This window comes from Duodenibacillus massiliensis (assembly GCF_928721995.1).
Taxonomy (GTDB): domain Bacteria; phylum Pseudomonadota; class Gammaproteobacteria; order Burkholderiales; family Burkholderiaceae_F; genus Duodenibacillus; species Duodenibacillus massiliensis.
Map to the genome: position 1 here is coordinate 1,344,344 of NZ_OV788642.1, position 25,160 is coordinate 1,369,503.

General features: G+C 58.0%; 19 protein-coding genes and 4 tRNA genes. 3 read left to right on the forward strand and 20 right to left on the reverse strand.

The genetic code is table 11. The features are described 5' to 3' along the window. Nucleotides 1–27: 27 nt before the first annotated feature. From tuf (NXF97_RS06170) to rpsL, 4 genes are all read right to left on the reverse strand, one after another. Nucleotides 28–1,218: an elongation factor Tu gene (tuf, locus tag NXF97_RS06170; RefSeq protein WP_074008611.1), complete on the reverse strand. Its 1,191-nt coding sequence runs from the start codon at nucleotides 1,216–1,218 to the stop codon at nucleotides 28–30. Between the two features lie 84 nt (nucleotides 1,219–1,302). Next, nucleotides 1,303–3,405: an elongation factor G gene (fusA, locus tag NXF97_RS06175; RefSeq protein ID WP_022372553.1), complete on the reverse strand. Its 2,103-nt coding sequence runs from the start codon at nucleotides 3,403–3,405 to the stop codon at nucleotides 1,303–1,305. A 75-nt stretch (nucleotides 3,406–3,480) separates the two neighbouring features. Next, nucleotides 3,481–3,951, reverse strand: coding sequence for a 30S ribosomal protein S7 (rpsG, locus tag NXF97_RS06180; RefSeq protein WP_074008614.1), 471 nt, complete (start codon nucleotides 3,949–3,951; stop codon nucleotides 3,481–3,483). Nucleotides 3,952–4,130: 179 nt separating this feature from the next. Next, nucleotides 4,131–4,508, reverse strand: coding sequence for a 30S ribosomal protein S12 (gene rpsL, locus NXF97_RS06185; RefSeq protein WP_022372551.1), 378 nt, complete (start codon nucleotides 4,506–4,508; stop codon nucleotides 4,131–4,133). A gap of 317 nt (nucleotides 4,509–4,825) precedes the next feature. Here rpsL and NXF97_RS06190 point away from each other — a divergent pair, with 317 nt between their 5' ends. Then, nucleotides 4,826–5,884 carry an NAD(P)-dependent oxidoreductase gene (locus NXF97_RS06190; RefSeq protein ID WP_274955480.1) on the forward strand — a complete coding sequence of 353 codons (1,059 nt, stop codon included), beginning with the start codon at nucleotides 4,826–4,828 and terminating at the stop codon, nucleotides 5,882–5,884. A gap of 25 nt (nucleotides 5,885–5,909) precedes the next feature. Further along, nucleotides 5,910–7,172: an amidohydrolase gene (locus tag NXF97_RS06195; protein ID WP_022372549.1), complete on the forward strand. Its 1,263-nt coding sequence runs from the start codon at nucleotides 5,910–5,912 to the stop codon at nucleotides 7,170–7,172. A 109-nt stretch (nucleotides 7,173–7,281) separates the two neighbouring features. Here NXF97_RS06195 and rpoC read toward each other — a convergent pair whose 3' ends face one another. The 14 genes from rpoC to NXF97_RS06265 all read right to left on the reverse strand — a co-directional run bounded on the left by rpoC (nucleotide 7,282) and on the right by NXF97_RS06265 (nucleotide 22,150). Further along, entirely contained in the window at nucleotides 7,282–11,667 is a 4,386-nt protein-coding gene (rpoC, locus tag NXF97_RS06200; protein ID WP_084765516.1) for a DNA-directed RNA polymerase subunit beta', read from the reverse strand. A gap of 8 nt (nucleotides 11,668–11,675) precedes the next feature. Beyond that, the gene (rpoB, locus tag NXF97_RS06205; RefSeq protein WP_274955481.1) at nucleotides 11,676–15,857 is read right to left on the reverse strand and encodes a DNA-directed RNA polymerase subunit beta; all 4,182 of its coding nucleotides are present in this window, start codon (nucleotides 15,855–15,857) and stop codon (nucleotides 11,676–11,678) included. A 325-nt stretch (nucleotides 15,858–16,182) separates the two neighbouring features. Beyond that, nucleotides 16,183–16,563 (reverse strand): 50S ribosomal protein L7/L12, encoded by a 381-nt coding sequence (rplL, locus tag NXF97_RS06210; RefSeq protein ID WP_022372545.1) that lies wholly within the window; start codon nucleotides 16,561–16,563, stop codon nucleotides 16,183–16,185. Nucleotides 16,564–16,605: 42 nt separating this feature from the next. Then, on the reverse strand, nucleotides 16,606–17,136 hold the full coding sequence (gene rplJ, locus NXF97_RS06215; RefSeq protein ID WP_022372544.1) for a 50S ribosomal protein L10: 531 nt from the start codon (nucleotides 17,134–17,136) through the stop codon (nucleotides 16,606–16,608). Nucleotides 17,137–17,535: 399 nt separating this feature from the next. Then, a complete protein-coding gene (gene rplA, locus NXF97_RS06220; RefSeq protein ID WP_022372543.1) occupies nucleotides 17,536–18,228 on the reverse strand; it encodes a 50S ribosomal protein L1 in 693 nt (230 codons plus the stop codon). 1 nt (nucleotide 18,229) lies between these two features. Continuing rightward, nucleotides 18,230–18,661, reverse strand: coding sequence for a 50S ribosomal protein L11 (rplK, locus tag NXF97_RS06225; protein ID WP_022372542.1), 432 nt, complete (start codon nucleotides 18,659–18,661; stop codon nucleotides 18,230–18,232). Nucleotides 18,662–18,885: 224 nt separating this feature from the next. Next, entirely contained in the window at nucleotides 18,886–19,446 is a 561-nt protein-coding gene (gene nusG, locus NXF97_RS06230; protein ID WP_022372541.1) for a transcription termination/antitermination protein NusG, read from the reverse strand. Nucleotides 19,447–19,465: 19 nt separating this feature from the next. Next, a complete protein-coding gene (gene secE, locus NXF97_RS06235; RefSeq protein ID WP_022372540.1) occupies nucleotides 19,466–19,852 on the reverse strand; it encodes a preprotein translocase subunit SecE in 387 nt (128 codons plus the stop codon). Nucleotides 19,853–19,928: 76 nt separating this feature from the next. After that, nucleotides 19,929–20,004, reverse strand: a tRNA-Trp gene (locus NXF97_RS06240). A gap of 46 nt (nucleotides 20,005–20,050) precedes the next feature. Then, complete coding sequence (tuf, locus tag NXF97_RS06245; protein WP_074008611.1) at nucleotides 20,051–21,241, reverse strand: elongation factor Tu; 1,191 nt, start codon at nucleotides 21,239–21,241, stop codon at nucleotides 20,051–20,053. A 72-nt stretch (nucleotides 21,242–21,313) separates the two neighbouring features. Further along, nucleotides 21,314–21,388 (reverse strand) — tRNA-Thr (locus NXF97_RS06250). A gap of 12 nt (nucleotides 21,389–21,400) precedes the next feature. Further along, nucleotides 21,401–21,474 (reverse strand) — tRNA-Gly (locus NXF97_RS06255). A 69-nt stretch (nucleotides 21,475–21,543) separates the two neighbouring features. Continuing rightward, nucleotides 21,544–21,629, reverse strand: a tRNA-Tyr gene (locus NXF97_RS06260). A 167-nt stretch (nucleotides 21,630–21,796) separates the two neighbouring features. Then, on the reverse strand, nucleotides 21,797–22,150 hold the full coding sequence (locus tag NXF97_RS06265; protein WP_143182981.1) for a hypothetical protein: 354 nt from the start codon (nucleotides 22,148–22,150) through the stop codon (nucleotides 21,797–21,799). A 223-nt stretch (nucleotides 22,151–22,373) separates the two neighbouring features. On the opposite strand from NXF97_RS06265, the gene NXF97_RS06270 reads away from it, so the two are divergent. Further along, the gene (locus tag NXF97_RS06270) at nucleotides 22,374–22,823 is read left to right on the forward strand and encodes a hypothetical protein (RefSeq protein WP_022372682.1); all 450 of its coding nucleotides are present in this window, start codon (nucleotides 22,374–22,376) and stop codon (nucleotides 22,821–22,823) included. Here NXF97_RS06270 and NXF97_RS06275 read toward each other — a convergent pair. Together NXF97_RS06275 and NXF97_RS06280 are read right to left on the reverse strand one after the other, a co-directional pair. Continuing rightward, nucleotides 22,820–23,749: an alpha/beta fold hydrolase gene (locus NXF97_RS06275; RefSeq protein ID WP_074008610.1), complete on the reverse strand. Its 930-nt coding sequence runs from the start codon at nucleotides 23,747–23,749 to the stop codon at nucleotides 22,820–22,822. The two genes, NXF97_RS06270 and NXF97_RS06275, sit on opposite strands and share 4 nt — an antisense overlap. Nucleotides 23,750–23,812: 63 nt before the next feature. Continuing rightward, nucleotides 23,813–25,123, reverse strand: a complete 1,311-nt coding sequence (locus tag NXF97_RS06280; protein WP_274955482.1) for a sigma 54-interacting transcriptional regulator — start codon at nucleotides 25,121–25,123, stop codon at nucleotides 23,813–23,815. Nucleotides 25,124–25,160 lie beyond the last annotated feature (37 nt).

Sequence of the window (25,160 nt, forward strand, 5' to 3'; positions counted from 1 at the left end):
GTCAAGTTTTCAAACGAGTATCAAAAATTACTCGATGATCTTGGCAACGACGCCGGCACCCACGGTGTGACCGCCTTCACGAATAGCGAAGCGGAGACCGGCTTCCATAGCGATCGGGCAAATGAGCTGAACGGTCATCGTGATGTTGTCGCCGGGCATCACCATTTCGGTGCCTTCCGGCAGTTCGATCGTACCGGTCACGTCCGTCGTACGGAAGTAGAACTGCGGACGATAGCCCTTGAAGAACGGGGTGTGGCGGCCGCCTTCTTCCTTCGTCAGAACGTACACTTCAGCCGTGAACTTCGTGTGCGGGGTGATCGTGCCGGGCTTCGCGAGAACCTGACCGCGTTCCACGTCTTCACGCTTCGTGCCGCGCAGCAGAATACCGACGTTGTCACCGGCTTCGCCTTCGTCAAGCAGCTTACGGAACATTTCCACGCCCGTGCAGGTCGTCTTCTGCGTGGGCTTGATGCCGACGATTTCGATTTCGTCGCCGACGCGGATCACACCGCGTTCGACACGGCCCGTCACAACGGTGCCGCGGCCGGAAATCGAGAACACGTCTTCGATCGGCATCAGGAACGGCTGATCCAGAGCGCGCTGCGGCGTCGGGATGTAGTCGTCGAGCGTTTCGGCGAGCTTCATGATGGACTGTTCGCCGAGTTCACCCGTGTCGCCTTCCAAAGCGAGCTTGGCGGAACCCTTGATGATCGGGATCGTGTCGCCCGGGAAGTCGTAGCTCGACAGAAGTTCGCGGACTTCCATTTCAACGAGCTCGAGCAGTTCCGGATCGTCAACCATGTCGCACTTGTTCAGGTAGACGATGATGTAGGGAACACCCACCTGGCGGGCCAGAAGGATGTGTTCACGCGTCTGGGGCATGGGGCCGTCAGCAGCGGACACAACGAGGATGGCGCCGTCCATCTGGGCAGCACCGGTAATCATGTTCTTCACATAGTCGGCGTGCCCCGGGCAGTCGACGTGAGCGTAGTGGCGCTTGGCGGTTTCGTATTCAACGTGAGCGGTGTTGATCGTGATGCCGCGGGCCTTTTCTTCAGGAGCCGCGTCGATCTGGTCGTAAGCCTTGGCTTCGCCGCCGAACTTCTTGGAGAGAACCGTGCAGATAGCAGCAGTGAGCGTGGTCTTACCGTGGTCAACGTGACCGATGGTGCCGACGTTAACGTGCGGCTTGGTTCGTTCAAATTTTTCCTTGGCCATTTTTTATGGTCCTTTTTAAATTGACTGTCTGTTTTGCCGGAGCCGGAAAGGGATTTTCCGGCCCCTTACTGCAAAACGGGTTGATTACTTGGTCTTTTCAGCGATGATGGCTTCAGCCACGTTGCGCGGAGCTTCCGCGTAGTGGTCGAATTCCATCACGTAGGTTGCACGGCCCTGCGTCAGAGAACGCAGCGACGTGGAGTAGCCGAACATTTCGGAAAGCGGCACTTCGCAACGGATCGCCTTGCCGCCGCCCATGAGGTCATCCATACCCTGGATGACGCCGCGGCGGCTGGAAAGATCGCCCATCACGTCGCCCATCTTTTCTTCCGGCGTTTCGACTTCGACCTTCATGATCGGTTCAAGCAGAACGGGGTTGGCTTTACGCATACCGTCCTTGAAGGCCATGGAGGCGGCCATCTTAAACGCGTTTTCGTTCGAGTCGACTTCGTGGTAAGAACCGAAGTGCAGCGTGACCTTCACGTCCACAACCGGGTAACCGGCGAGCACACCGGCCTTGAGGGTGTCTTCGACGCCCTTTTCAACCGCCGGGATGTATTCACGCGGAACCACACCGCCCTTAATGGCATCGACGAACTCAAAGCCCTTGCCGGCAGGGAGCGGTTCGAGCTTAAGCACGACATGACCGTACTGGCCGCGGCCGCCGGACTGCTTGGCAAACTTGCATTCGGCGTTTTCGACCGTGGAGCGGATCGTTTCGCGGTAGGCAACCTGGGGCTTACCGACCGTGGCTTCCACACCGAATTCACGACGCATACGGTCGACAATGATTTCCAGGTGCAGTTCGCCCATACCGGAAATAATCGTCTGGCCGCTTTCTTCGTCGGTGCGCACGCGGAAGGACGGGTCTTCGCGGGCAAGACGACCGAGGGCGAGCGCCATCTTTTCCTGGTCGGCCTTGGTCTTGGGTTCCACAGCCTGAGAAATCACAGGTTCCGGGAATTCCATGCGTTCGAGGATGATGGGCTTGGCCATGTCGCAGAGCGTATCGCCGGTCGTAACATCCTTCAGGCCCACGGCAGCGGCGATGTCGCCGGCTTCGCTTTCCGTGATTTCCTTACGTTCGTTGGCGTGCATCTGCAGCAGACGGCCGATACGTTCCTTCTTGTCCTTGACGGAGTTGAGAACGGTTTCGCCGGACTTCAGGATGCCGGAATAAACGCGCAGGAAGGTGAGCTGGCCGACATAGGGGTCGGTCATGATCTTGAAGGCCAGTGCCGAGAACGGCGCATCGTCGCTTGCTTCACGTTCGACTTCCTGGTCGTTGAGGTCAAAGCCCTTAACCGGGGGAATGTCAACCGGAGACGGCAGGAATTCAATCACGCCGTCGAGCATACGCTGCACGCCCTTATTCTTGAAGGAGGAGCCGCAGAACATCGGCTGGATTTCGCCGGCGATGCAGCGCTGGCGGATACCCTTCACGATTTCTTCGTGGCTTAATTCACCTTCTTCAAGGTACTTGTTCATGAGGTCTTCGCTTGCTTCAGCAGCGCTTTCGACCATCTTGTCGTGCCAGACCTTGGCTTCTTCAGCGAGTTCAGCCGGGATGTCGATGTATTCGAACTTCGTGCCCTGGCTGGCTTCGTCCCAAATGATGCCCTTCATGCGGATGAGGTCAACCACACCCTTGAAGTTGTCTTCGGCACCGATCGGAATCACGATCGGCACGGGGTGCGCCTTCAGACGCTTTTCCATCTGATCGACGACCTTGAAGAAGTTGGCGCCCGTGCGGTCCATCTTGTTGACGAACGCAATACGGGGAACGCCGTACTTGTTGGCCTGACGCCAAACGGTTTCAGACTGGGGCTGAACGCCGCCCACAGCGCAGTAAACCATCACCGCGCCGTCCAACACACGCATGGAACGTTCGACTTCAACCGTGAAGTCGACGTGCCCCGGGGTGTCGATGATGTTGAAACGGTACGGTTGGTACTGCATGTCCATGCCGCGCCAGAAGCAGGTCGTAGCGGCGGACGTAATCGTGATACCACGTTCCTGTTCCTGTTCCATCCAGTCCATCGTGGCAGCGCCGTCGTGGACTTCACCGAGCTTATGGTTGACGCCCGTGAAGAACAGAATACGTTCGGTCGTCGTGGTCTTGCCCGCGTCAATGTGGGCAGAAATACCGATATTGCGGTAGCGCGAAATCGGAGTAGTACGAGCCATGACTTATTTACTCTTATCAGGGTAATGACACGGGAGAGACGCCCGAAGGGCTTCTCCCGCATCGGATTGTCAGAATTAGAAGCGGAAATGCGAGAAGGCCTTGTTGGCTTCAGCCATACGATGCACTTCGTCACGCTTCTTCATAGCACCGCCGCGGCCTTCCGCAGCTTCCAACAGCTCACCAGCCAAGCGTTGGGGCATAGACTTTTCGGAACGGGCTTTCGCGCTTTCACGCAGCCAGCGCATTGCCAGAGCCAGACGGCGGACAGGACGGACCTCAACCGGCACCTGGTAGTTCGCACCGCCGATACGGCGGCTCTTCACTTCCACGAGCGGACGGACGTTGTTGAGGGCGGTCGTGAACACTTCAAGAGCGTTCTTGCCGGACTTTTCTTCAATGTGCTGCAGAGCACCGTAGACGATGCGTTCAGCGACGGCCTTCTTGCCGTCGAGCATGACGACGTTGATGAATTTGGAGATTTCAACGCTGCCGAACTTCGGATCAGGGAGAATCTCACGCTTGGGTACTTCGCGACGACGGGGCATTTTTTCCTCTTTCGTTGTCTTCAGTCTTTAAGGCCTGCCGGAAACTTCGTTTGCTTTGTCCGGGGCCTTGTATTACTTAATGCAGTACACACTCGGAAAAGCTTCCGGGCGACTGCGACTTACTCGGTCCAGTATTAAGCGCGGACCGTCCATTTACGGCTGACAAGTGTCGCCGCGAATTACGCTGCCTTCGGGCGCTTGGCGCCGTACTTGGAACGAGCCTGCTTACGATCCTTGACACCCTGGGTATCGAGAGAACCGCGCACGATGTGATAACGCACACCGGGAAGATCCTTCACACGGCCGCCGCGGATGAGAACCACGGAGTGTTCCTGCAGGTTGTGGCCTTCGCCGCCGATGTAGGAAATCACTTCAAAGCCGTTGGTGAGGCGGACCTTGGCGACCTTACGCAGAGCCGAGTTCGGCTTCTTCGGGGTCGTCGTGTAGACCTTGGTGCAAACACCGCGCTTCTGCGGGCTGTTTTTCAGAGCAGGGCTCTTGCTTTTGTCATGCGTAAGCTCACGGGGCTTGCGCACAAGCTGATTAATAGTGGGCATAGTGTCCGTATTTTCTGTGTAAAACCATCCCCTCGCCCCTTTGCGGCACACGTCCGAAAGGTTCTCGGGGAGACATGTTGCTGGTGAATTCTTTTCCTTTCCTGCAAAGCTGCCTTCGGACGCACAAAACGGCCTCCGACAATCTGCAGGCTTCGGAAAAGAACGGGAGTATCGTATTTTTTTCCAATAATGTCAAGCGTCTCATGCTCTTTTTGCGCAATTTTCCCCGCCGCTTTGTCATAATGCGGGCACTTTGCACAGGATGTTGTGTTTTGAGCCCGCAGCCTGCGTTTTTCCGTTTGTCGTTTTAAGCACCTATGTTCACTTCTGTCTTTGATGCGCCGCTGAAAGCGCGCTACAAACCCGACGAATACCCCGCCCTTTGCGCACAAACAGCCCGCTGGGCCCGAACCCGGCCCTTTGAAGGGCTCTCGGTGCTTGACGCCACCCCCGTTTACTTCAACACCTTTGCCAAATACCGGGCACTTGCGGCCGCAGGCGCCCGGCTCACGGTCGGGATTTCAGAGGTCATGCCCAATGACCCGGCCGCCCTTGACTGCTTAAGAGCAAACGGCATTGCGGTCGCGGATGCCCGGTCAGATGCCGGACAGTACGACCTCATTCTTGACTGTGCCGCCGCCTTTATCGAAAGCCCGACCCGTATCGGCACCGTCGAACTCACGCGCTCCGGAGTGCCGCATTACAAAAATCCCGCGCATCCCGTTTTCATCGCCGACGCGGGCCGCATCAAGCGCATTGAAACGTGTCTCGGGACAGGCGAAAGCTTTTACCGCGCTATGGCACAGCTCGGATTTAAAGACTGGACGGGGAAAAACCTTGTCATTTTCGGCAGCGGCAAGGTGGGCACCGGTCTCATCACCTACGCGCATCAGCTCGGCGCCCGCATCAGTGTGGTGACGGAACCCTCCACGATCTCAGCGCGCCTTAAAACCCTCACGGACGTCACGTGGATTGCCTTTAACGACAAAGCCGCCGTTGAAAAGGCTGTCGCAGCAGCCCACGCCGTTGTCACCGCCACGGGTGTGGCCGGCGCAGCGACATACGCGGCTGATGCCCGCGCTTACACCGAAAGCCGGGCTCTCCTGGCCAATATGGGCGTGGAGGATGAATACGGCCCGGGCGTTCCCGCTTCGCGCGTTCTGGAAGGAAAGCGGCCGCTTAACTTTATTCTCACCGAACCCACGCTCATGAAGTACATTGACGCCACCATGGCCCTTCATAACGCAGGGGCCCTTTGGCTTACCGGACACCCCGAAGCCCGCGGCGTCATTGATCCTCCGGCCGAACTTGAAGCCGCGATTCTTGCCGACACCCGCGCGGGCGGCCTGTTGGGTGAAGAGCTCGATCTGATCTGATTTTTTAAGCGAGGACCACCACACCATGACGAGCCTACTCTTAAGAAACGTGACGCTTAACGGCAGCCGCACGCATGTGCTCATCGATAAGGGCGTTTTTGCGGATTTAAAGGCGCCTGAGACCGCCGGTGCAGACCGCGTCATTGACGCGCACGGCATGGCGCTTTTGCCGCCCTTTTACAACACGCACACCCATCAGGCGATGGCCCTTTTGCGCGGCTACGGTGACGATATGGCGCTTTTTACGTGGCTTAACGACCGCATCTGGCCGCTGGAAGCCAAACTCACGGCGCACGACATTTACGTGGGCTCGAAGCTCGCCATTCTCGAGATGATCAAGTCCGGGTCGGTGCTCTTTAACGACATGTACTGGCTTGTGGAGGAAACGATCCGTGCCGCCGAAGAGCTGGGCGTCCGTGCGCTTGTCGCGGACACCGTGATGGACAGGCGCGGCACGGCCGTTTTAAATGAAGCCTTTTCCCGCACCAAACGCCTTGCCCGCAACCTCGAAGGAACTTTAATCGGCGTTACCGTCGCACCGCACGCCGTCTACACCGCAGGGACCGATCTTTTAAAGCGCTGCGCCAACTTTGCGCGCGACAACGGCCTCACGCTGCACATGCACTTGTCCGAAACCGCGCAGGAAAACGCCGACTGCATCAAGGCGCACGGGATGACCCCCACCGCGTACTGCGACAGCCTGGGGCTTCTCACGGAAAAATCAGTGCTTGCGCACTGCGTGCATCTCACCGACGCCGATATTGAAATCCTCGCGAAGCGCCGCTCTACCCTCTCGCACAATCCGTCTTCCAACATGAAGCTCGCAAGCGGCGTTTTCCGCTCCAAGGCGGTGACGGACGCGGGCTGCCGCGTCGCGCTCGGTACCGACGGCTGCGCCTCTAACAATAATGTCGACATGCGGGAGGAAATGAAATTCGCGGCGCTTCTCGCGAAGGTGAATTTTGGTCCCGAGGTGCTCCCCGCCCATCAGGTTTTTGACTGGGCTACGCGCGCAGGCGCTGACGCTTTCGGGCTTAATGCGGGCGTGATCCGCGAGGGTGCCGCCGCTGACGCCCTCCTTATCCGCACCGATAATTCCACGCGCTTTACCCCGGGCTACAACCTCATCTCCGACTGGGTTTACAGCGCTCAGAGTTCCAGTATTGACACCGTAATCTGTAACGGCGCGGTCATCATGGAAAAGGGACACGTCCCCGGGGAAGAAACAATTATTGAGGAAGCGCGCGCTGCGGCAGCTGACCTTCTGAAACGCGCGAGCCGCACATAAAAAAGGGAAAGCGTTTCGGGCAAACCTTCCGCCCTTTTCGCTTTCCCTTACAAGTGCCATCCGCAGGTATAAACCCCGGGCGGCACTTTTTTTAGACTCAGACTCCGTCTTATTCAGACTTCTTTTCTTCGTCCTCTTTCTTTTCTTCCTCAGGCTGAGCAAAGAGTTCTTCAGCCGCGCGGCGGGCTGCGGACAAACCGCCCTTACCCGCATCGCCGCTCATGAACATCTCTTCGCGCATGGCTTCAGCTTCCTTCTCGGTTTCCGCATCGGTCGACTCGAACATCTCTTCGGCGACACGGCGGGCTTCGGAGGGATCCTGACCCATACGGCGTTCCATCTCATCCTTGGCGCGGCGGGCCTTGTGGTAGGCCAAGCCCGTACCGGCCGGAATCAGACGGCCCACGATCACGTTTTCCTTCAGGCCGCGCAGATCGTCTTCCTTACCCATAATGGCGGCTTCAGTCAGAACGCGCGTCGTTTCCTGGAAGGAAGCGGCGGAAATGAAGGAGTCGGTGGACAAAGAAGCCTTCGTGATGCCGAGCAGGACGTTGTCGTACTTCGCCGGCGTCTTGCCTTCGGCGACAACGCGGTCGTTTTCGTCGAGCATTTCGCTGCGTTCAACCTGTTCGCCCGGGATGAAGTGCGTGTCGCCCGGATCCGTGATCTGCACGCGGCGCAGCATCTGACGGACAATCACTTCGATGTGCTTGTCGTTGATCTTCACGCCCTGCAGACGGTAGACGTCCTGCACTTCGTCGACGATGTAGCGCGCAAGCTCCTCAATGCCGAGCAGACGCAGAATGTCGTGCGGATCGGCAGGACCTTCCACGATTTCTTCACCGCGCTGCACGATCTGACCGTCGTGCACGAGGATCTGCTTGTCCTTGCTGATCAGGAACTCGTGTTCAACACCGTCGTTGTCGGTGATGATGAGGCGCTGCTTACCCTTGGTTTCCTTGCCGAACGTAACCGTACCGGTTTCTTCGGCGAGCATGCCGGCGTCCTTGGGGCTTCTGGCTTCAAAGAGTTCGGCCACTCGCGGCAGACCGCCCGTAATATCACGGGTCTTCTGACTTTCACGCGGGATACGTGCGAGCACTTCGCCCTGATGAATCGTCTGACCGTCGCGCACCACGATAATGGCGCCCACCGGCAGCTGAATCGTCACAGCGTGATCGGTCCCCGGAATCTTCACTTCGTGGCCCTCTTCGTCCAAGAGGTGAACGAGCGGACGCATGACGTTGGCGGCCGTGGACTTGGTCTTTGAGGACTTCGAGCTCGTCGTACGCTTCGGGTCGATCACAACCATGGAGCTCAAACCCGTCACTTCGTCAACCTGATTCATCACGGTGACGTTTTCAACGACGTTTTCGAACTTCACGGAGCCGGCGTATTCGGAAATAATCGGCAGCGTCATCGGGTCAAAGGCGGCGAGCTGCTGGCCGGACTTCACTTCCTCGTCGGGCTTAATCAGAAGCGTCGCACCGTAGGGCACCTTATGACGTTCACGTTCACGTCCCGTGTTGGCGTCCGTGATGATGAGTTCGCCCGAGCGGGAAATGACGATGAGTTCTTTCTTACCGTTCTGGACGTAACGCATCGACGGGGAGAAGCTCACCACGCCGGCGTTCTTGGCTTCAACGCTGGAAGCAACCGCCGCACGGCTTGCCGCACCACCGATGTGGAACGTACGCATCGTAAGCTGCGTGCCCGGTTCACCGATGGACTGAGCGGCGATGACGCCCACGGACTCACCGGCGTTCACAAGCGTGCCGCGTCCGAGATCACGGCCGTAGCACTTCGCGCACAGACCGTAGCGGGTGTGGCAGGTGAGCGGCGTACGGACCTTCACGGCATCCACGCCTTCGGCATCGAGCTTATCGCAGATGTCTTCGTCAATGAGCACACCGGCTTCAACGAGCACTTCCTTGTTGTTGTCGTAGACGGGCTCAGCCGTCACACGGCCCAACACGCGGTCGCGCAGCGCCTGAATGACTTCGCCGCCTTCAACGAGCGGACGCATCACAACGCCGTCAGTGGTGCCGCAGTCGTCTTCAACCACAACCAGGTCCTGCGTCACGTCAACAAGACGGCGGGTGAGGTAACCGGAGTTAGCGGTCTTTAAGGCCGTATCCGCGAGACCCTTACGGGCACCGTGGGTCGAAATAAAGTACTGCAGAACGTTCAGACCTTCGCGGAAGTTCGACGTAATCGGTGTTTCGATAATGGAGCCGTCGGGCTTGGCCATCAGGCCGCGCATACCGGCAACCTGACGAATCTGCGCTGCGGAACCACGGGCACCGGAGTCGGCCATCATGTAAATCGAGTTGAACGATTCCTGGGTGGTCTTGTTGCCGTGACGGTCGATGACGGCCTCATTGGAGAGTTCCTTCATCATGACCTTACCGACTTCGTCGGACGTACGGCCCCAGATATCGATCACCTTGTTGTAGCGTTCACCCTTCGTCACAAGACCCGAGGTGTACTGCTCTTCAATCGCCTTCACTTCATCTTCGGCAGCCGACACGAGCGCGGCCTTCTTCTGCGGAACGGTCATATCGCCGATGCAGATCGAAATACCGGCAAGCGTTGCGAGACGGTAGCCGTTATTTTTCAGCTGGTCGGCAAACATCACCGTGGCGCGCAGACCGCACTTGCGGAAGCAGCGGTTGATGAGTTTGGCGATTTCCTTCTTCTTTAAGGTCCGGTTGAGTTCAGCAAAGCTCATGCCGTCGGGAAGAATCGAAGACAGAAGCGCACGGCCTGCGGTCGTTTCATAACGCTTCATGCGTTCGGTCTTTTCGCCCGTTTCCTTGTTCACGTCCACTTCACGGATACGCACCGTGCAGCGGGTCTGCAGAACAATGGCGTGTGCGTCTAAGGCGCGCTGCACTTCTTCGATGTTTTCAAAGAACATGCCTTCGCCCGGGGCATTGATGCGTTCACGGGTCGAGTAGTAAAGACCGAGCACCATGTCCTGCGACGGAACGATCGAGGGATCGCCGTTGGCCGGGAAAAGGACGTTGTTCGACGAAAGCATCAAGCAGCGGGCTTCAAGCTGCGCTTCCAGCGACAGCGGCACGTGCACGGCCATCTGGTCACCGTCGAAGTCGGCGTTAAAGGCCGCGCAAACGAGCGGATGCAGCTGAATGGCCTTACCTTCGATGAGCTTGGGTTCAAAGGCCTGAATACCGAGGCGGTGCAGCGTCGGAGCACGGTTGAGCATCACCGGGTGTTCGTAGATCACCTCTTCGAGGATATCCCACACCACCGGTTCCTGATTGTCCACCATCTTCTTGGCGCTCTTAATCGTGGAGGCAAGGCCACGGGTTTCGAGCTTATTGAAGATGAAGGGCTTAAAGAGCTCAAGCGCCATAAGTTTGGGCAGACCGCACTGATGCAGACGCAGTTCCGGCCCCACCGTAATCACGGAGCGCCCCGAGTAGTCAACACGCTTACCCAGGAGGTTCTGACGGAAGCGGCCGGACTTACCCTTGATCATGTCGGCAAGCGACTTCAGCGGGCGCTTGTTGGGACCGGTCATCGCCTTACCGCGGCGGCCGTTATCGAGGAGGCTGTCGACGGCTTCCTGCAGCATGCGCTTTTCATTGCGCACGATGATGTCCGGGGCCTTAAGTTCCAGGAGGCGCTTCAAGCGGTTGTTACGGTTGATGACGCGGCGGTAAAGGTCATTCAGATCCGAGGTCGCAAAGCGGCCGCCGTCCAACGGAACGAGCGGGCGCAGATCCGGCGGCAGCACCGGCAGCACCTCAAGAATCATCCACTCGGGCTTGATGCCGGAGCGCTGGAAGCCCTCGAGAACCTTCAGACGCTTGGCGATCTTCTTGATCTTGGCGTCAGAACTCGTTGCAGAGAGTTCCTGACGCAGGTTCGTGACTTCCTGATCAATGTCGATGCTCGCAAGGAGCTCACGGATGGCTTCAGCGCCCATCATGGCCTTGAAGTCATCGCCGTGCTCGGAGAGCATCTTGATGTATTCGTCTTCCGTGAGAAGCTGCCCGCGGGTAAGCGGCGTGAGGCCCGGGTCGGTGACGCAGTAGGCTTCAAAGTAAAGCACGCGTTCGATATCGCGGAGCGCAATATCGAGCACCATACCCATGCGCGAAGGCAGGCTCTTTAAGAACCAGATGTGCGCAACGGGGCTTGCGAGCTCAATGTGACCCATGCGTTCACGGCGGACCTTGGAAAGCGTCACTTCCACGCCGCACTTTTCGCAGATCACGCCGCGGTGCTTGAGGCGCTTGTATTTGCCGCACAGGCACTCGTAGTCCTTGATCGGTCCGAAGATCTTGGCGCAAAACAGGCCGTCACGTTCGGGCTTGAAGGTACGGTAGTTGATGGTTTCCGGCTTTTTGACTTCGCCGTACGACCAGGAACGGATCTTCTCCGGGGATGCGATGCCGATCTTAATGGCGTCGAAATGTTCAGCAACGTTGGTCTGCTGCTTGAACAAGTCACCAATCTTATTCATCATGGAACTTATTCCTTGGCGTTAGCGTCTCGTTTGATAAGGTCGATGTCAATACCCAGCGACCGGATTTCGCGGACCAGCACATTGAAGGATTCGGGCATGCCCGCTTCAATCTGATGTTCACCGCCCACAATGTTCTCGTAGACCTTGGTACGGCCCGTGACGTCGTCGGACTTCACGGTGAGCATTTCCTGCAGCACGTAGCTTGCGCCGTAGGCTTCCAGTGCCCAGACTTCCATTTCGCCGAAACGCTGGCCGCCGAACTGAGCCTTACCGCCCAGGGGCTGCTGCGTGACAAGGCTGTACGGACCCGTGGAGCGGGCGTGCATCTTGTCGTCGACCAGGTGGTGCAGCTTCAGGAAGTGCATGTAGCCCACCGTGACAGGACGGTCAAACGGATCACCCGTGCGGCCGTCGTAAAGCGTTGCCTGGGTCTTGGCAGGCGTCAGCTGCAGCTTCTTCGCTTCCTCATCCGGGAAGGCGAGATCGAGCATCATGCGGATCTGTTCTTCCGTGGCGCCGTCAAAGACGGGCGTGGCAAAGGGCACGCCGTTGGCAAGGTTCTTTGCCATTGCCATCAGTTCGTCATCGGTGAGGCTGTCGAGGTCTTCCTTCTTGCCCGTGCGGTTGTAAACCTCATTGAGGAACGCGCGGATCTGCTTGACCTGTTCGGTCTTGAGCATCTCGGCAATGCGCCAGCCGATACCCTTGGCGGCCCAGCCCAGATGCACTTCAAGAATCTGACCGATGTTCATACGGGAAGGCACGCCCAGGGGATTGAGGCAGATGTCGGCGGGACGGCCGTCAGCCATGTAGGGCATATCTTCCACCGGGCAGATCTTGGAGACCACACCCTTGTTGCCGTGGCGGCCGGACATCTTGTCACCGGGCTGCAGACGGCGCTTCTCAGCGATGAAGACCTTGACCATCTTCAGTACGCCCGGGGGCAGTTCGTCGCCGCGGTTTAATTTGTCGTTCTTTTCGGCCAGACGCTGACGGTTGTCTTCGCGCTTGTCGTCGACGACCTTGCGGGCAAGGTCAATGAGCTTCTGATCCTCTTCTTCCTTCATGCGGATTTCAAAGAGGTCATAGCCGTTGACGGCTTCAAGCACCGCCGGAGTGAGCTTCGCGCCGGCCTTCACGCCCTCGGGACCGCCCGAAGCGACGCGGCCTGCGAGCTGACGGCGCAGACGGGCAAAGACGTCGGTTTCAACAATGCGCAGCGCGTCCTTCAATTCCTTGTCGTAGCGCTTTAACTGCTCTTCGATGATGGACTTCGCACGCTTATCCTTTTCCACGCCTTCGCGGGTAAAGACCTGCACGTCCATAACGATGCCGGCCATTCCGGGCGGCACGCGCAGGCTCGTGTCCTTCACATCGCTTGCCTTCTCACCGAAGATGACGCGCAGAAGCTTCTCTTCGGGGGTGAGCTGCGTTTCGCCCTTCGGGGTCACTTTGCCCACGAGAACGTCGCCCGCCTTTACTTCAGCGCCGATTGCGACAATACCGGATTCGTCAAGACGATTAAGCTGATTTTCCGAAAGGTTGGAAATATCGCGGGTGATGTCTTCCGGTCCGAGCTTGGTGTCACGGGCCACCACATCGAGTTCTTCAATGTGAATGGAGGTGTAGCGGTCGTCTGCCACCACCTTTTCGCTGATCAGAACCGAGTCTTCGTAGTTGTAGCCGTTCCAGGGCATGAAGGCGATCAGCATGTTCTGGCCGAGCGCGAGTTCGCCCATATCGGTGGAAGCACCGTCAGCGAGAACGTCACCCTTGGCGATGATGTCGCCACGCTTGACAATCGGACGCTGATTCAGCGTCGTGGAACCGTTGGAACGCGTGAACTTCTGCAGGTTGTAGATATCCACACCCACTTCACCGGCGACGTTTTCATCGTCGTTCACACGCACCACAACGCGGGTGGCGTCAACGTATTCGACGAGACCGCCGCGGCGGGCCTGCACAGTGGCCTTGGAGTCCACGGCAACCGTACGTTCAATACCGGTACCGACAACCGGCTTTTCCGGACGCAGCACAGGCACACCCTGACGCTGCATGTTCGAGCCCATCAGAGCGCGGTTGGCGTCGTCGTGTTCAAGGAACGGAATCAGGCTTGCGGCAACCGACACGATCTGCGCCGGGGCCACGTCCATGTACTGCACGCGGTCAGGCGAAGCCATGATGAATTCGCCGTTTTCACGGGCGCTCACCAGTTCGCCGATCAACTTGCCGTTATCGTCCATTTCGGCGTTGGCCTGGGCGATCACGTACTTACCTTCTTCGATGGCGGACAGGTAGTGAATGTTTTCTTCGCCAGAGAGCGCCACGCCGTTTTCAACCTTGCGGTACGGGGTCTCAAGGAACCCGTATTCATTGAGGCGCGCGTACAGAGCGAGCGAGTTGATCAGACCGATGTTCGGACCTTCAGGCGTTTCAATCGGGCAGACGCGGCCGTAGTGCGTGGCATGCACGTCGCGGACTTCAAAGCCCGCGCGTTCGCGGGTCAGACCGCCCGGGCCCAGAGCGGAAATACGGCGCTTGTGCGTGATTTCCGACAAGGGGTTGGTCTGGTCCATGAACTGACTCAGCTGCGAGGAGCCGAAGAATTCGCGGATCGAGGCCGAGATGGGCTTGGAATTAATCAGATCCTGAGGCGTGAGGTTGTCGCTTTCAGCCGAACCCAGACGTTCGCGTACGGCGCGTTCCACACGGACGAGGCCGGCACGGAACTGGTTTTCTGCCAATTCACCCACGCAGCGCACACGGCGGTTGCCCAGGTGGTCAATATCGTCCACGCCGTGGATTTCAATGACGCGCTCATTGCCTTCGGCATCGGTGAGCTTCACCGTATCAGCGCCGTTACGCAGAGCGACGAGGACCTTCATCGTGTCGATGATGTCTTCCTTCGTAAGCGTCATCGAACCTTCGGCGCTCGGGCGGCCGAAACGGGCGTTGACCTTCATGCGGCCCACACGCGACAGATCGTAGGCGTCAGAATCAAAGAAGAGCCGGTTAAAGAGCCCTTCAACGGCTTCTTCCGTGGGCGGCTCACCCGGACGCATCATGCGGTAAATGGCGATGCGAGCGGAGAGCTCGTCGGGATTTTCATCCAGACGCAGCGTGTTGGAGATGTAGGCACCACGGTCAAGATCGTTCGTAAAGAGCGTATCGATCTGACGGATCTTGTGTTCGCGCAGAGCTTCGAGCGAATCCTCGGTGATTTCGTCGTTGGCATCAACGATCTTTTCACCGGTGGTCTTGTCGTAGACAGCCTTGGCAAGAACGCGGCCGATCAGGAATTCATCGGGCACGGAAAGGCTCTTCACACCGGCTTCGTTCATCAGACGAACGTGACGGGCGGTGATGCGCTTGTCCTTGGCGACAATGAGCTTGCCGTCGGCATCCTTGATGTCAAAGGCGGCCGTTTCACCCTGCAGGCGCGACGGTTCGAAGTTCCAGGTCACACCCTTCTGCAGAATGCGGAACTGGTCAAAATCGTAGAAGTGCGCAAGGATGTCTTCTGGCGTCAGACCAATGGCCTTCAGAAGGATCGTGCCGGCCATCTTGCGGCGGCGGTCCACACGGAAGTAAACGAGATCCTTCGGGTCAAATTCGAAGTCAAGCCAGGAGCCGCGGTAAGGAATCACGCGGGCCGAGAAAAGAAGCTTACCCGAGGAGTGCGTCTTACCCTTGTCGTGCTCGAAGAAAATACCGGGCGAACGGTGCAGCTGACTCACGATAACGCGTTCGCTGCCGTTGATGATGAACGAAGCCTTTTCCGTCATGAGCGGGATTTCGCCCATGTAGACGTCGTTTTCGCGGATTTCCTTGACGGTGCCGGGTTTGGCGGCATCACGGTCAAAAATTTCGAGCTGGATGCGGGCGCGCAGTGCCGAGCTGTAGGTGAGCCCTCTCAACTGGCATTCAGCAACGTCAAACTCGGGCTTCTGCAGCTTGTAGCCGAGGAACTTCAGACGGGCATAACCGTTGTGGCTCGTGATAGGGAAGATGGAAGTGAAGGCTGCCTGCAGGCCGTTATCCTTACGGCTTTCGGGCTTGACATCCGCCTGAAGGAATTCTTCGTAGCTGCGAAGCTGCATTTCCAACAGGGAGGGCACTTCAAGGACGCTCGGACGCGAAGCAAAACTCTTCCGAATGCGTTTCTTTTCAGTGAACGAGTACGACATGGAGACTCCGTTCGACGCGAGGGGGAGAAAAACACGTGGGTTCAAAGTTCAATCGACGGAAAGCATTGCCTGCACGGATTACAGAGACGCCAAAAGCCGCTCGGGCAATACCAGGTATTGCGTCCGCGCGGCTGGAACGTCAGAGATATCTTCCTGCTCTTCCCGATCATTCAGACTTTGACTTTGAGCTGAATTCTGATTATACAGAACACACCTCAAAATCCGAAGAAGAGCCCGGAACAACCCGAAACTCTTCTTCGCAGGGAAACAGCGCGGGAGCAAGTCCTCACGCCGTCTCCGGCAAGTATTTTTTCCGAAAGGAAAATTACTTGAGTTCGACCTTGGCGCCGGAAGCTTCGATCTTCTTCTTGAGCTCTTCGGCTTCTTCCTTGGCAACGCCTTCCTTGACGGCCTTGGGAGCGCCTTCGACGAGGTCCTTGGCTTCCTTGAGGCCGAGGCCGGTCACTTCGCGGACAACCTTGATGACGCCGATCTTGTTGGAACCGACTTCCTTGAGGATAACGTCGAATTCGGTCTTTTCTTCAGCGGCCGGGGCAGCAGCACCACCGGCGGCGGGGCCGGCGACGGCAACAGCAGCCGTAGCGGTAACGCCGAACTTTTCTTCCATCATCTTGATGAGTTCGCTGATTTCGAGAACGGTCTTGGAAGCGATCGCGTCGAGAATTTCTTCATTGGTCAGGGCCATTTTTGACTCCGTAACTGTGTATTAAATTGAATTGGTTAAAAATCAGGCAGCAGCCTTTTCCTGGGCATCGCGGTAAGCAGCCACAGTGCGCACGAAGCGCGCAGGCACTTCGTTAATAGTACGAACAAGTTTCGCAACCGGTTCGTTCATCGTAGCCATCAGCTTGGCGAGGAGTTCTTCGCGGCTCGGCATCGAGGCGAGCTGTTTGACGCCTTCCACGTCCATGACGTAGTTGGCCATCGCACCGCCCTTGATAACGAGCTTGTCGTTTTCCTTGGCAAACTGAGCAAGAACCTTGGCAGCGGCGACCGGATCGGCGGAGAAAGCGTAGACGAGCGGGCCGGAGAACTTCTCGGCCAGATCGGCAAACGCCGTTCCTTCGACGGCACGACGCACCAGCGTGTTCTTGACCACACGCAACTGCACACCCTGCTGACGTGCATTGGCACGCAGCTTGGTAACTGCTTCAACGGTCAGCCCACGGTATTCAGCGATAACGATTGCGGAGGTGTTGGCAACAATGCCGCGCATCTCTTCAATCACTGCCGCTTTGTCTTGACGATTAAGACCCATGGTCTGGCTCCACTCAGAGGTGCATCCGAAACAACACTGAATGCACCGGTTCTTTTAATAACCGGTTAACCCGTCTCTGAGAGTTGTTCGTGCGTGGGCAGGAAAAATCCTTCAACACAACACAGAGTCTCTCTTTGAGGTTTGAACCGTCTGCGCTGGATATCTCGGCAACCTTTCCGACCGCGGGGTGCGGTTTTTCCGGAATGTTCGAGACAATTAAAGGGCACCCGATGTGACTGCCAATCCCCAGCAAAAGCGCCGGGCGTCCCTCCAGCGGTCTTTGACAGCGGTGCGCCGTCCGAAAACGGCGTACCACCCAAAGCCCTCGAGGCCTCACGACCTCTTTTCGAATCAAAGCCCTCCGACAACGTCATCGGGCTTTAACCCTGGTTTACTGCATTAAAGCGTGGAGATATCCACGCGGGCACCGATACCCATCGTCGAGCTCACGGCCACCTTCTTGAGGTAGATACCCTTCTGGCTGGCGGGCTTGAGCTTGTTGATCTGTTCGATCAGTGCCTTAAGGTTCGTCGCCAAGCGGGCGGCATCAAAGGATGCACGGCCGATCGGGGCGTGAACGATACCGGCCTTGTCGGCGCGGAACTGAACCTGACCGGCCTTGGCGTTCTTAACGGCCTGGGCAACGTTCGGGGTCACGGTGCCGACCTTCGGGTTCGGCATCAGGCCGCGCGGGCCGAGGATCTGACCGAGCTGACCGACAACACGCATGGCGTCGGGGCTGGCGATCACAACATCAAAGTCCATCTTGCCGGCCTTGACTTCAGCGGCGAGGTCGTCGAAACCGACAATATCGGCACCGGCAGCCTTGGCTTCTTCGGCATGGGCACCCTGGGTGAACACGGCGACACGGACGGTCTTACCGGTACCTTCGGGCATAACAACAGCACCGCGGATGGTCTGGTCGGACTTACGGGTGTCAATGCCGAGCTGAACAGCCACGTCGACGGATTCGTCGAACTTGGCGTTGGCGCAGGCCTTGACGGCTTCGAGAGCCTCCAGAACCGGATAGTGCTTGGAAAGATCGTACTTGGCGGCGTTGGCTTTAACGCGCTTGGAAAGTTTGGCTGCCATCTTACAGACCCTCCACCGTGATACCCATGGAACGGGCAGAACCCGCGATCGTGCGCACGGCCGCGTCCATATCGGCGGCAGTGAGATCAGGCTGCTTCATCTTGGCGATTTCTTCAGCCTGAGCGCGCGTGATCTTGCCGACCTTGTCCGTGTGCGGACGGGCCGAACCCTTGGTGATCTTCGCGGCCTTCTTGATCAGAACCGTAGCCGGGGGCGTCTTCATCACGAAGGTGAAGCTCTTGTCGGCGTAGGCGGTGATCACAACCGGAATCGGAAGACCTGCTTCCATCTTCTGCGTCTTGGCGTTAAAGGCCTTGCAGAATTCCATGATGTTCAGACCGCGCTGGCCGAGAGCCGGACCAACGGGGGGCGAGGGATTGGCTTTGCCTGCAGGAATCTGCAGCTTAATAAAGCCGACGATTTTCTTTGCCATTTTTGACTCCCTGGGTTCCTGCGCACGGTCAATATGAGCGTGCTCCCCAGTTAAAATAAGAAAGGGCGCCATTATGCCGAAAAATTTCAGCAAAAGCAAACCCTTACCGAAAAAAATTTAAAACTGCCGCTCAAAATACAACAGTTTGTGGTCTCAAGAAAAACGGACCACAGTGTCTGCCACCGGGTCCGCTTCTTTCAGTCCGCCCGAAAGGGCGGCTGAGATCAGACTTTCTCGACTTCGTTAAACGCGAGTTCAACGCTCGTTTCGCGACCGAAGATCGACACGAAGCAGCGCAGACGCGACTTGTCGTACATGACTTCTTCGACGCGGCCGTTGAAGTCCGTAAAGGGACCTTCCTTGATGCGGACCGTTTCGCCCACTTCAAAAAGAACCTTCGGACGGGCTTTTTCACCGGTACCGACATTCATGCGGCCCTTGATGCCGTCGATTTCACGCTGAGAAAGCGGCACGGGATTGTTGTTGCCGAGGAATTCGATCACGCGCGGCGTGGAGTTCATCAGGTGCCAGGTGTCTTCGTTCATGACCATCTCAACGAAAACATAGCCCGGGTACATGCGGCGTTCGCTTTCATACTTGCGGCCGTTCCGGTTTTCCTGCACCTTTTCAATCGGCAGTAGCACTTCGCCGAAATACTGCTTCAGATCAGAATGATCAATGCGGTCCTGAATGGCTTTGGCGACACTCTTTTCCATCGTGGAATAGACGTGCAACGTATACCAGCGCATTTCCGGCTGCTTGTTCTGATTGGTATCTTCAGACATTTAAGCTTCCCCGCTGAGGTTAGAACGACAGACGCAACAGTCCGTCGTAAAGGCCCCACTCCACGAACTTGTCGACAACAAACAGGTAGAAGGCAACGGCCACGACAAAAGCCATCACCAGTCCCGTGGTATTCACCGTTTCACGGCGGGTCGGCCAGACAACGCGGCGCAGTTCGTCATAGGACTCACGGCAAAAACCGATGAAGCGTTTGCCCGAGGGCGAAAATGCGGCAACGCCGCAGCCGATCACCAGGCCGCCCACCAGAGCGCCGATACGGATGCCGAGCTGCTGATCGGTCAGAAACGTAAAGGCAAAAATGCCCGCCGCAACGATCAACACCGCAAGTGTCACAACGCCGATATCAAGCGCTTTGTTGGATTCGGGCTGTACGTTTGTATTACTCATGACTTTCTTTCACGCTTAAAGCGCAGACAAACAAGCCGCGGTCGGGTGATCGCGGCTTGCTTATATCATCAGATTGTGGCAGGGGCAGAAGGAATCGAACCCTCAACCTACGGTTTTGGAGACCGTCGCTCTGCCAATTGAGCTATACCCCTGTCCGTCGGGGCGACTCACAACTGGGCCGTCCCGCGTCGAGAACTATTACTCGATGATCTTGGCAACCACGCCGGCACCGACCGTGTGACCGCCTTCACGGATAGCGAAGCGGAGGCCGGCTTCCATGGCGATCGGGCAGATGAGCTGAACGGTCATCGTGATGTTGTCGCCAGGCATCACCATTTCGGTGCCTTCCGGCAGTTCGATCGTACCGGTCACGTCCGTCGTACGGAAGTAGAACTGCGGACGATAGCCCTTGAAGAACGGGGTGTGGCGGCCGCCTTCTTCCTTCGTCAGAACGTACACTTCAGCCGTGAACTTCGTGTGCGGGGTGATGGTGCCGGGCTTCGCGAGAACCTGACCGCGTTCCACGTCTTCACGCTTCGTGCCGCGCAGCAGAATACCGACGTTGTCACCGGCTTCGCCTTCGTCAAGCAGCTTACGGAACATTTCCACGCCCGTGCAGGTCGTTTTCTGCGTGGGCTTGATGCCGACGATTTCGATTTCGTCGCCGACGCGGATCACACCGCGTTCGACACGGCCCGTCACAACGGTGCCGCGGCCGGAAATCGAGAACACGTCTTCGATCGGCATCAGGAACGGCTGATCCAGAGCGCGCTGCGGCGTCGGGATGTAGTCGTCGAGCGTTTCGGCGAGCTTCATGATGGACTGTTCGCCGAGTTCACCCGTGTCGCCTTCCAGAGCGAGCTTGGCGGAACCCTTGATGATCGGGATCGTGTCGCCCGGGAAGTCGTAGCTCGACAGAAGTTCGCGGACTTCCATTTCAACGAGCTCGAGCAGTTCCGGATCGTCAACCATGTCGCACTTGTTCAGGTAGACGATGATGTAGGGAACACCCACCTGGCGGGCAAGAAGGATGTGTTCACGCGTCTGGGGCATGGGGCCGTCAGCAGCGGACACAACGAGGATGGCGCCGTCCATCTGGGCAGCACCGGTAATCATGTTCTTCACATAGTCGGCGTGCCCCGGGCAGTCGACGTGAGCGTAGTGGCGCTTGGCGGTTTCGTATTCAACGTGAGCGGTGTTGATCGTGATGCCGCGGGCCTTTTCTTCAGGAGCCGCGTCGATCTGATCGTAGGCCTTGGCTTCGCCGCCGAACTTCTTGGACAGAACCGTGCAGATAGCAGCGGTGAGCGTCGTCTTACCGTGGTCAACGTGACCGATGGTGCCGACGTTGACGTGCGGCTTGGTGCGCTCAAACTTCTCTTTTGCCATGGTTTAACTCCTGAACAAAAGCCGGAAACTTTTCCGGGTTGTATTCAAAAAATGTCAAACGAAAAAAATTACTGGTGCCCGTGATGCGGATCGAACGCATGACCTCTCCCTTACCAAGGGAGTGCTCTACCACTGAGCCACACGGGCACACTTTGATGCTGGAGCGGGTGAAGGGAATCGAACCCTCGTCGTAAGCTTGGAAGGCTTCTGCTCTACCATTGAGCTACACCCGCCTATTACAACTGCAATTCGGCTTCCTTTTACCGCACTGCATTTGCGGCTGTCTTTATCAGACAGATCGCTGGTGGAGGGGGATGGATTCGAACCATCGTAGGCGTAAGCCAACAGATTTACAGTCTGCCCCCTTTAGCCACTCGGGCACCCCTCCGTAGCGAATGGCAGATTATGCGGGTTGTCGGAGACTTTGTCAAGCTCTCCGGCGAAAAACAACACCGAAATACCTCTGCGGACCTGAAATCCGCCCGGTTTTCCTCCGGATTGTTCTTCTCCCTTCTGCCGGGAAGGCGCGCATTGTATCTGAAAATTCCGGCTTTGTCAGGCCACGCCCAAAAAAGCCTGCAGCAATACGCTCACAAAGAGACAAACCCAGCCAGCGCGCCCCACCAGAGCCGTCCAGGCAAGATCGCCTCCGGAGATAAGGCGCCTCTCCTCACGTTCGGCCCAGTTCACGTCCCTCGCCCGCAGCCCCGCCACCATGAGCGGCACGGAAAAATACGTGCGGATCAGAATCAGCAGAATTCCGAAGTTTCCGAAGCCAGCGGCAACAGCTCCCGAGGACATGTCTGCGGCGCCAGCGGCAAAACTCACGGCCGTTGCAAAAAACACGATCTGCTGACCGATCGTCACTTCCTTTGCCCAGCGGCTGTTGTTTCGTTGATTGTCTGACAATTGCGCGCCCTTTGCGGTTACCGTTCCTGCGAGGGAGTTTTTACCCGGCACAGGTCATTTTCTTTCCGTGCATATTGTGCACCAAGGCACCTCCCCTGCGCTTGGCTTTTCTTCACAAATCCCATAGTTTTGTTAAGAATAATGGCGATTTGCGAAAAAGCACGCATTTCCGGCGGCGCACGGCTAAAGTAACCGTAAAGGCAACTGCTGCCGGAGGTAAATCATGACTAAGCTGCGCATTCTTTCTGCTGCTGCGGCCGCTGCCGCAGCACTTCTGCTTGCCGCAACGGCGCTGCCTGCGGCAGCCCACGGTCCCGGCCCCGGATTCGGCCCGGGCTTTGCTCCGCGCCCGCCCGCTCACCGTCCCGTCTGGCACCGCCCGCCGCCCCCGCGTCACCACAGCTGGCACAGCCGCGACTGGGCCTGGGTCTGGGGACCGCTTGCCGCCGGGGCTCTCGTTTACGGAGCCGCTGCCGCACTGCGTGACGATCCTCCCGTGACAACGTACGTTATTCCGCAGACACAACCCTATCCGGGCAATTCGTCAACCACCACCACGACAACAACGACAACCACGACAACGAATACGGTTTTCTGGTGCGAAGCCGAACAGGGCTGGTGGCCGCAGGTCAGAGCCTGTCCGACGGGCTGGAAAGCAATGCCTGCGCCTTAAGCGCTGAAGACGTCCTTCATCCAGCCGGAAACGGCGGCACTGACTTCCTGCGGGCACTCAGTCATCGGCCAGTGTGCGCAGTGAACCGCCTGAATGCGGGCCAGAGGCATCCGCGCCACCCAGGCAGCCATCGCCTTTTCATCGGTAAAGGTCCCGGAAGAAGCGGCAATCACCAGTGTCGGACACGTAATCGACTCCGGCGCGGGTGTGCGGCGCCCCACTTCCAGAAGGTCTCTTAAGTACGGTGCGAGATGGATGTACTGCAGGTCGGCCTTTGCCGACGAGTACTGCGCGATAAAGGCCTTGAGCTCGTCACCTCCGCGGGCAATCATTTCACGGGCCTTGCTGTCCATGGCTCGCAGATCCTGCGCGACAAGGCGTCTGGAAAACCCGAGCGAATTCATGGCGCGCGTCACGGACTCTGCAAGCCGCAGCATCGGGAGTTTGCGCTTCATTGAACGGGCCTTGGAGGTGAGTGCTTCCGTCACCAGGGGATCCAGAAGCACAACGCCCCTTACTTTTTCCGGATAGTGCGCCGCAAGGTTTAGGGTGACCTGGGCTCCGAGGCTGTGCCCGATGATCACGGCTTTTTGCACACCCACGGCCTTCATCACTTCAGTTACATCCGCGCACCAGTCCTCAAGCCGCGCCTTCTTGCGGCAGATGCTTGCGGCATGACCCCGCAAATCCATGCGGATAAAGTTCCAGTCGTCCCTTAAGTCCGTTGTATCGAGAAACTCTTCCCAGCGGCTGCCGTTACTTGCGACACCGTGCAGCAGAATCACCGTACCCTTCGCAGACGGTTTTTTCGCCGCAAGATACGACCAGTGAATGAGCGCAGCGCCCAGGGCAAGCCTGTGGCGCTCCTCGCCGGGCAGCAGTCTGTAGGCTAAAAGTTCGGTTTCCTGATTGTCGCGGGAAGGCATGACTGAAGAAAAAATTCCGGATGAAAGTGCCGGCAGCCGAAAGTACCGCCGGCCGTCAAACCGTCATTTTCCTACAGCTGACTTCTTTCGGGCAAGCCTTTGGGCTGCAGCCAGCCGGTAGAGCGTGCGCTCGGAAATACCGAGCCGGCGCGCCAGCTGCGCGCGGCTGCCGGAAAAACGGTTCACGGCCCAGCGGATATAAAGATCGTTTACTTCCGCAACAGGCCGTATGCCGGCATCGGGCTGAAAGAGGCTGTCGGCTTCATCGGCGGGTTCCTGCGTCAGGCTCAGCATCTCAGGCGTTATGCAGGAAGCGTCTTCTGCCGCCGCACGGCGCGCCGCGGCAAAAACCGTCTCCCGCAACTCTCGGATATTGGCCTTCCAGCGGGCCCCTGTCAAAGCGCTCAGAGCCTCCGGCGACACATCCGCCGTCCCCTCCCCCTGCCGGCGGAAGTCACTTAGAAAGTGCCGCACCAGAAGTTCCACATCATCGCGCCTTGCCGAAAGCGGTTCGATAAACACCGTCACGGCTTCCGCTACCAGCGTTTTCTGCGCTTCTCCGAAAGCGGCAAAGGCGCGTGAGGAAATCCCCGCACTCATCATCCAGCGAAAATCGGTTACCGTAAAGCCCTTCACACCCTCGTACTCTTCCCGGTGCAGCACTTCGCAGAGCCAAGACAGCACCGCCCCATCGGCTTCATCGACGCGTTCGAGAAAAAGCGTGCCGCCCGCAGCCTGCGCAAAAAGGCCTGTCGCGCAGCCCGCAATGCCGCCCGAGACCTCGCCGGCAAAAAGATCGTGCGCCGCGCGCACCGTCATGCCGGCCAGATTGATTTTCACAAAGGGGCCCGTGGCGCGCGGACTGTTTTCATGCACGGTGCGTGCGGCAAGTTCCCGGCCGCTGCCTTCCTCACCCCAGAAGTAAAGCGCTGAATTTCTCTGCGATACGGAGGCAAGGCGGCTCACAATGCGCCGAAACGCCGCGCTTTTTCCCACCATAACCCCCGCAGCCGCGTCCGTGCGGTGCGGACGGATCCGCTCAAGCCAGTAAAGCACCTTGCCGTCAGAGGCGGTCACGGCGCTTGTGATAACCGTATAGCGGTGTTCGGCGTCGTTGGCAAAAATTGCGTGCACAGCCGAGGCTTCCCGGTGCGTCTCGCCGGTTTTGTCCAGGGGACAGGCCAGGCCGCACTCCGGGCATCTTGCCGCCCGGTGCAGTGCCTCCCAGCAGCGTCTTCCTTCAAAGAAAACCGCCCCGAATTCGGCTGTATAGGCGGCGTTGACGGCCGCCACCGTCTGATCCTCCGGCCGGATAAGACACGCCGGTTCATCAATTGCCGACAAAAGACAGTCAAGTTCGGACGCTACCGCCATAAAAAACCGCTCAACAGGAAAAGGAAAACGCCGAGCG

Bases quoted from the DNA above. Each gene is read 5' to 3' on its own strand.
- NXF97_RS06195 (WP_022372549.1), top strand. From the start codon at position 5,910: ATGACGAGCCTACTCTTAAGAAACGTGACGCTTAACGGCAGCCGCACG.
- tuf (WP_074008611.1), bottom strand. From the start codon at position 21,241: ATGGCAAAAGAGAAGTTTGAGCGCACCAAGCCGCACGTCAACGTCGGC.
- nusG (WP_022372541.1), bottom strand. From the start codon at position 19,446: ATGTCTGAAGATACCAATCAGAACAAGCAGCCGGAAATGCGCTGGTAT.
- rpsG (WP_074008614.1), bottom strand. From the start codon at position 3,951: ATGCCCCGTCGTCGCGAAGTACCCAAGCGTGAGATTCTCCCTGATCCG.
- NXF97_RS06190 (WP_274955480.1), top strand. From the start codon at position 4,826: ATGTTCACTTCTGTCTTTGATGCGCCGCTGAAAGCGCGCTACAAACCC.
- NXF97_RS06280 (WP_274955482.1), bottom strand. From the start codon at position 25,123: ATGGCGGTAGCGTCCGAACTTGACTGTCTTTTGTCGGCAATTGATGAA.
- rplA (WP_022372543.1), bottom strand. From the start codon at position 18,228: ATGGCAGCCAAACTTTCCAAGCGCGTTAAAGCCAACGCCGCCAAGTAC.
- rplJ (WP_022372544.1), bottom strand. From the start codon at position 17,136: ATGGGTCTTAATCGTCAAGACAAAGCGGCAGTGATTGAAGAGATGCGC.
- secE (WP_022372540.1), bottom strand. From the start codon at position 19,852: ATGAGTAATACAAACGTACAGCCCGAATCCAACAAAGCGCTTGATATC.
- NXF97_RS06270 (WP_022372682.1), top strand. From the start codon at position 22,374: ATGACTAAGCTGCGCATTCTTTCTGCTGCTGCGGCCGCTGCCGCAGCA.
- rpoC (WP_084765516.1), bottom strand. From the start codon at position 11,667: ATGAATAAGATTGGTGACTTGTTCAAGCAGCAGACCAACGTTGCTGAA.
- NXF97_RS06275 (WP_074008610.1), bottom strand. From the start codon at position 23,749: ATGCCTTCCCGCGACAATCAGGAAACCGAACTTTTAGCCTACAGACTG.
- tuf (WP_074008611.1), bottom strand. From the start codon at position 1,218: ATGGCCAAGGAAAAATTTGAACGAACCAAGCCGCACGTTAACGTCGGC.
- fusA (WP_022372553.1), bottom strand. From the start codon at position 3,405: ATGGCTCGTACTACTCCGATTTCGCGCTACCGCAATATCGGTATTTCT.
- rpsL (WP_022372551.1), bottom strand. From the start codon at position 4,508: ATGCCCACTATTAATCAGCTTGTGCGCAAGCCCCGTGAGCTTACGCAT.
- rplK (WP_022372542.1), bottom strand. From the start codon at position 18,661: ATGGCAAAGAAAATCGTCGGCTTTATTAAGCTGCAGATTCCTGCAGGC.
- rpoB (WP_274955481.1), bottom strand. From the start codon at position 15,857: ATGTCGTACTCGTTCACTGAAAAGAAACGCATTCGGAAGAGTTTTGCT.
- rplL (WP_022372545.1), bottom strand. From the start codon at position 16,563: ATGGCCCTGACCAATGAAGAAATTCTCGACGCGATCGCTTCCAAGACC.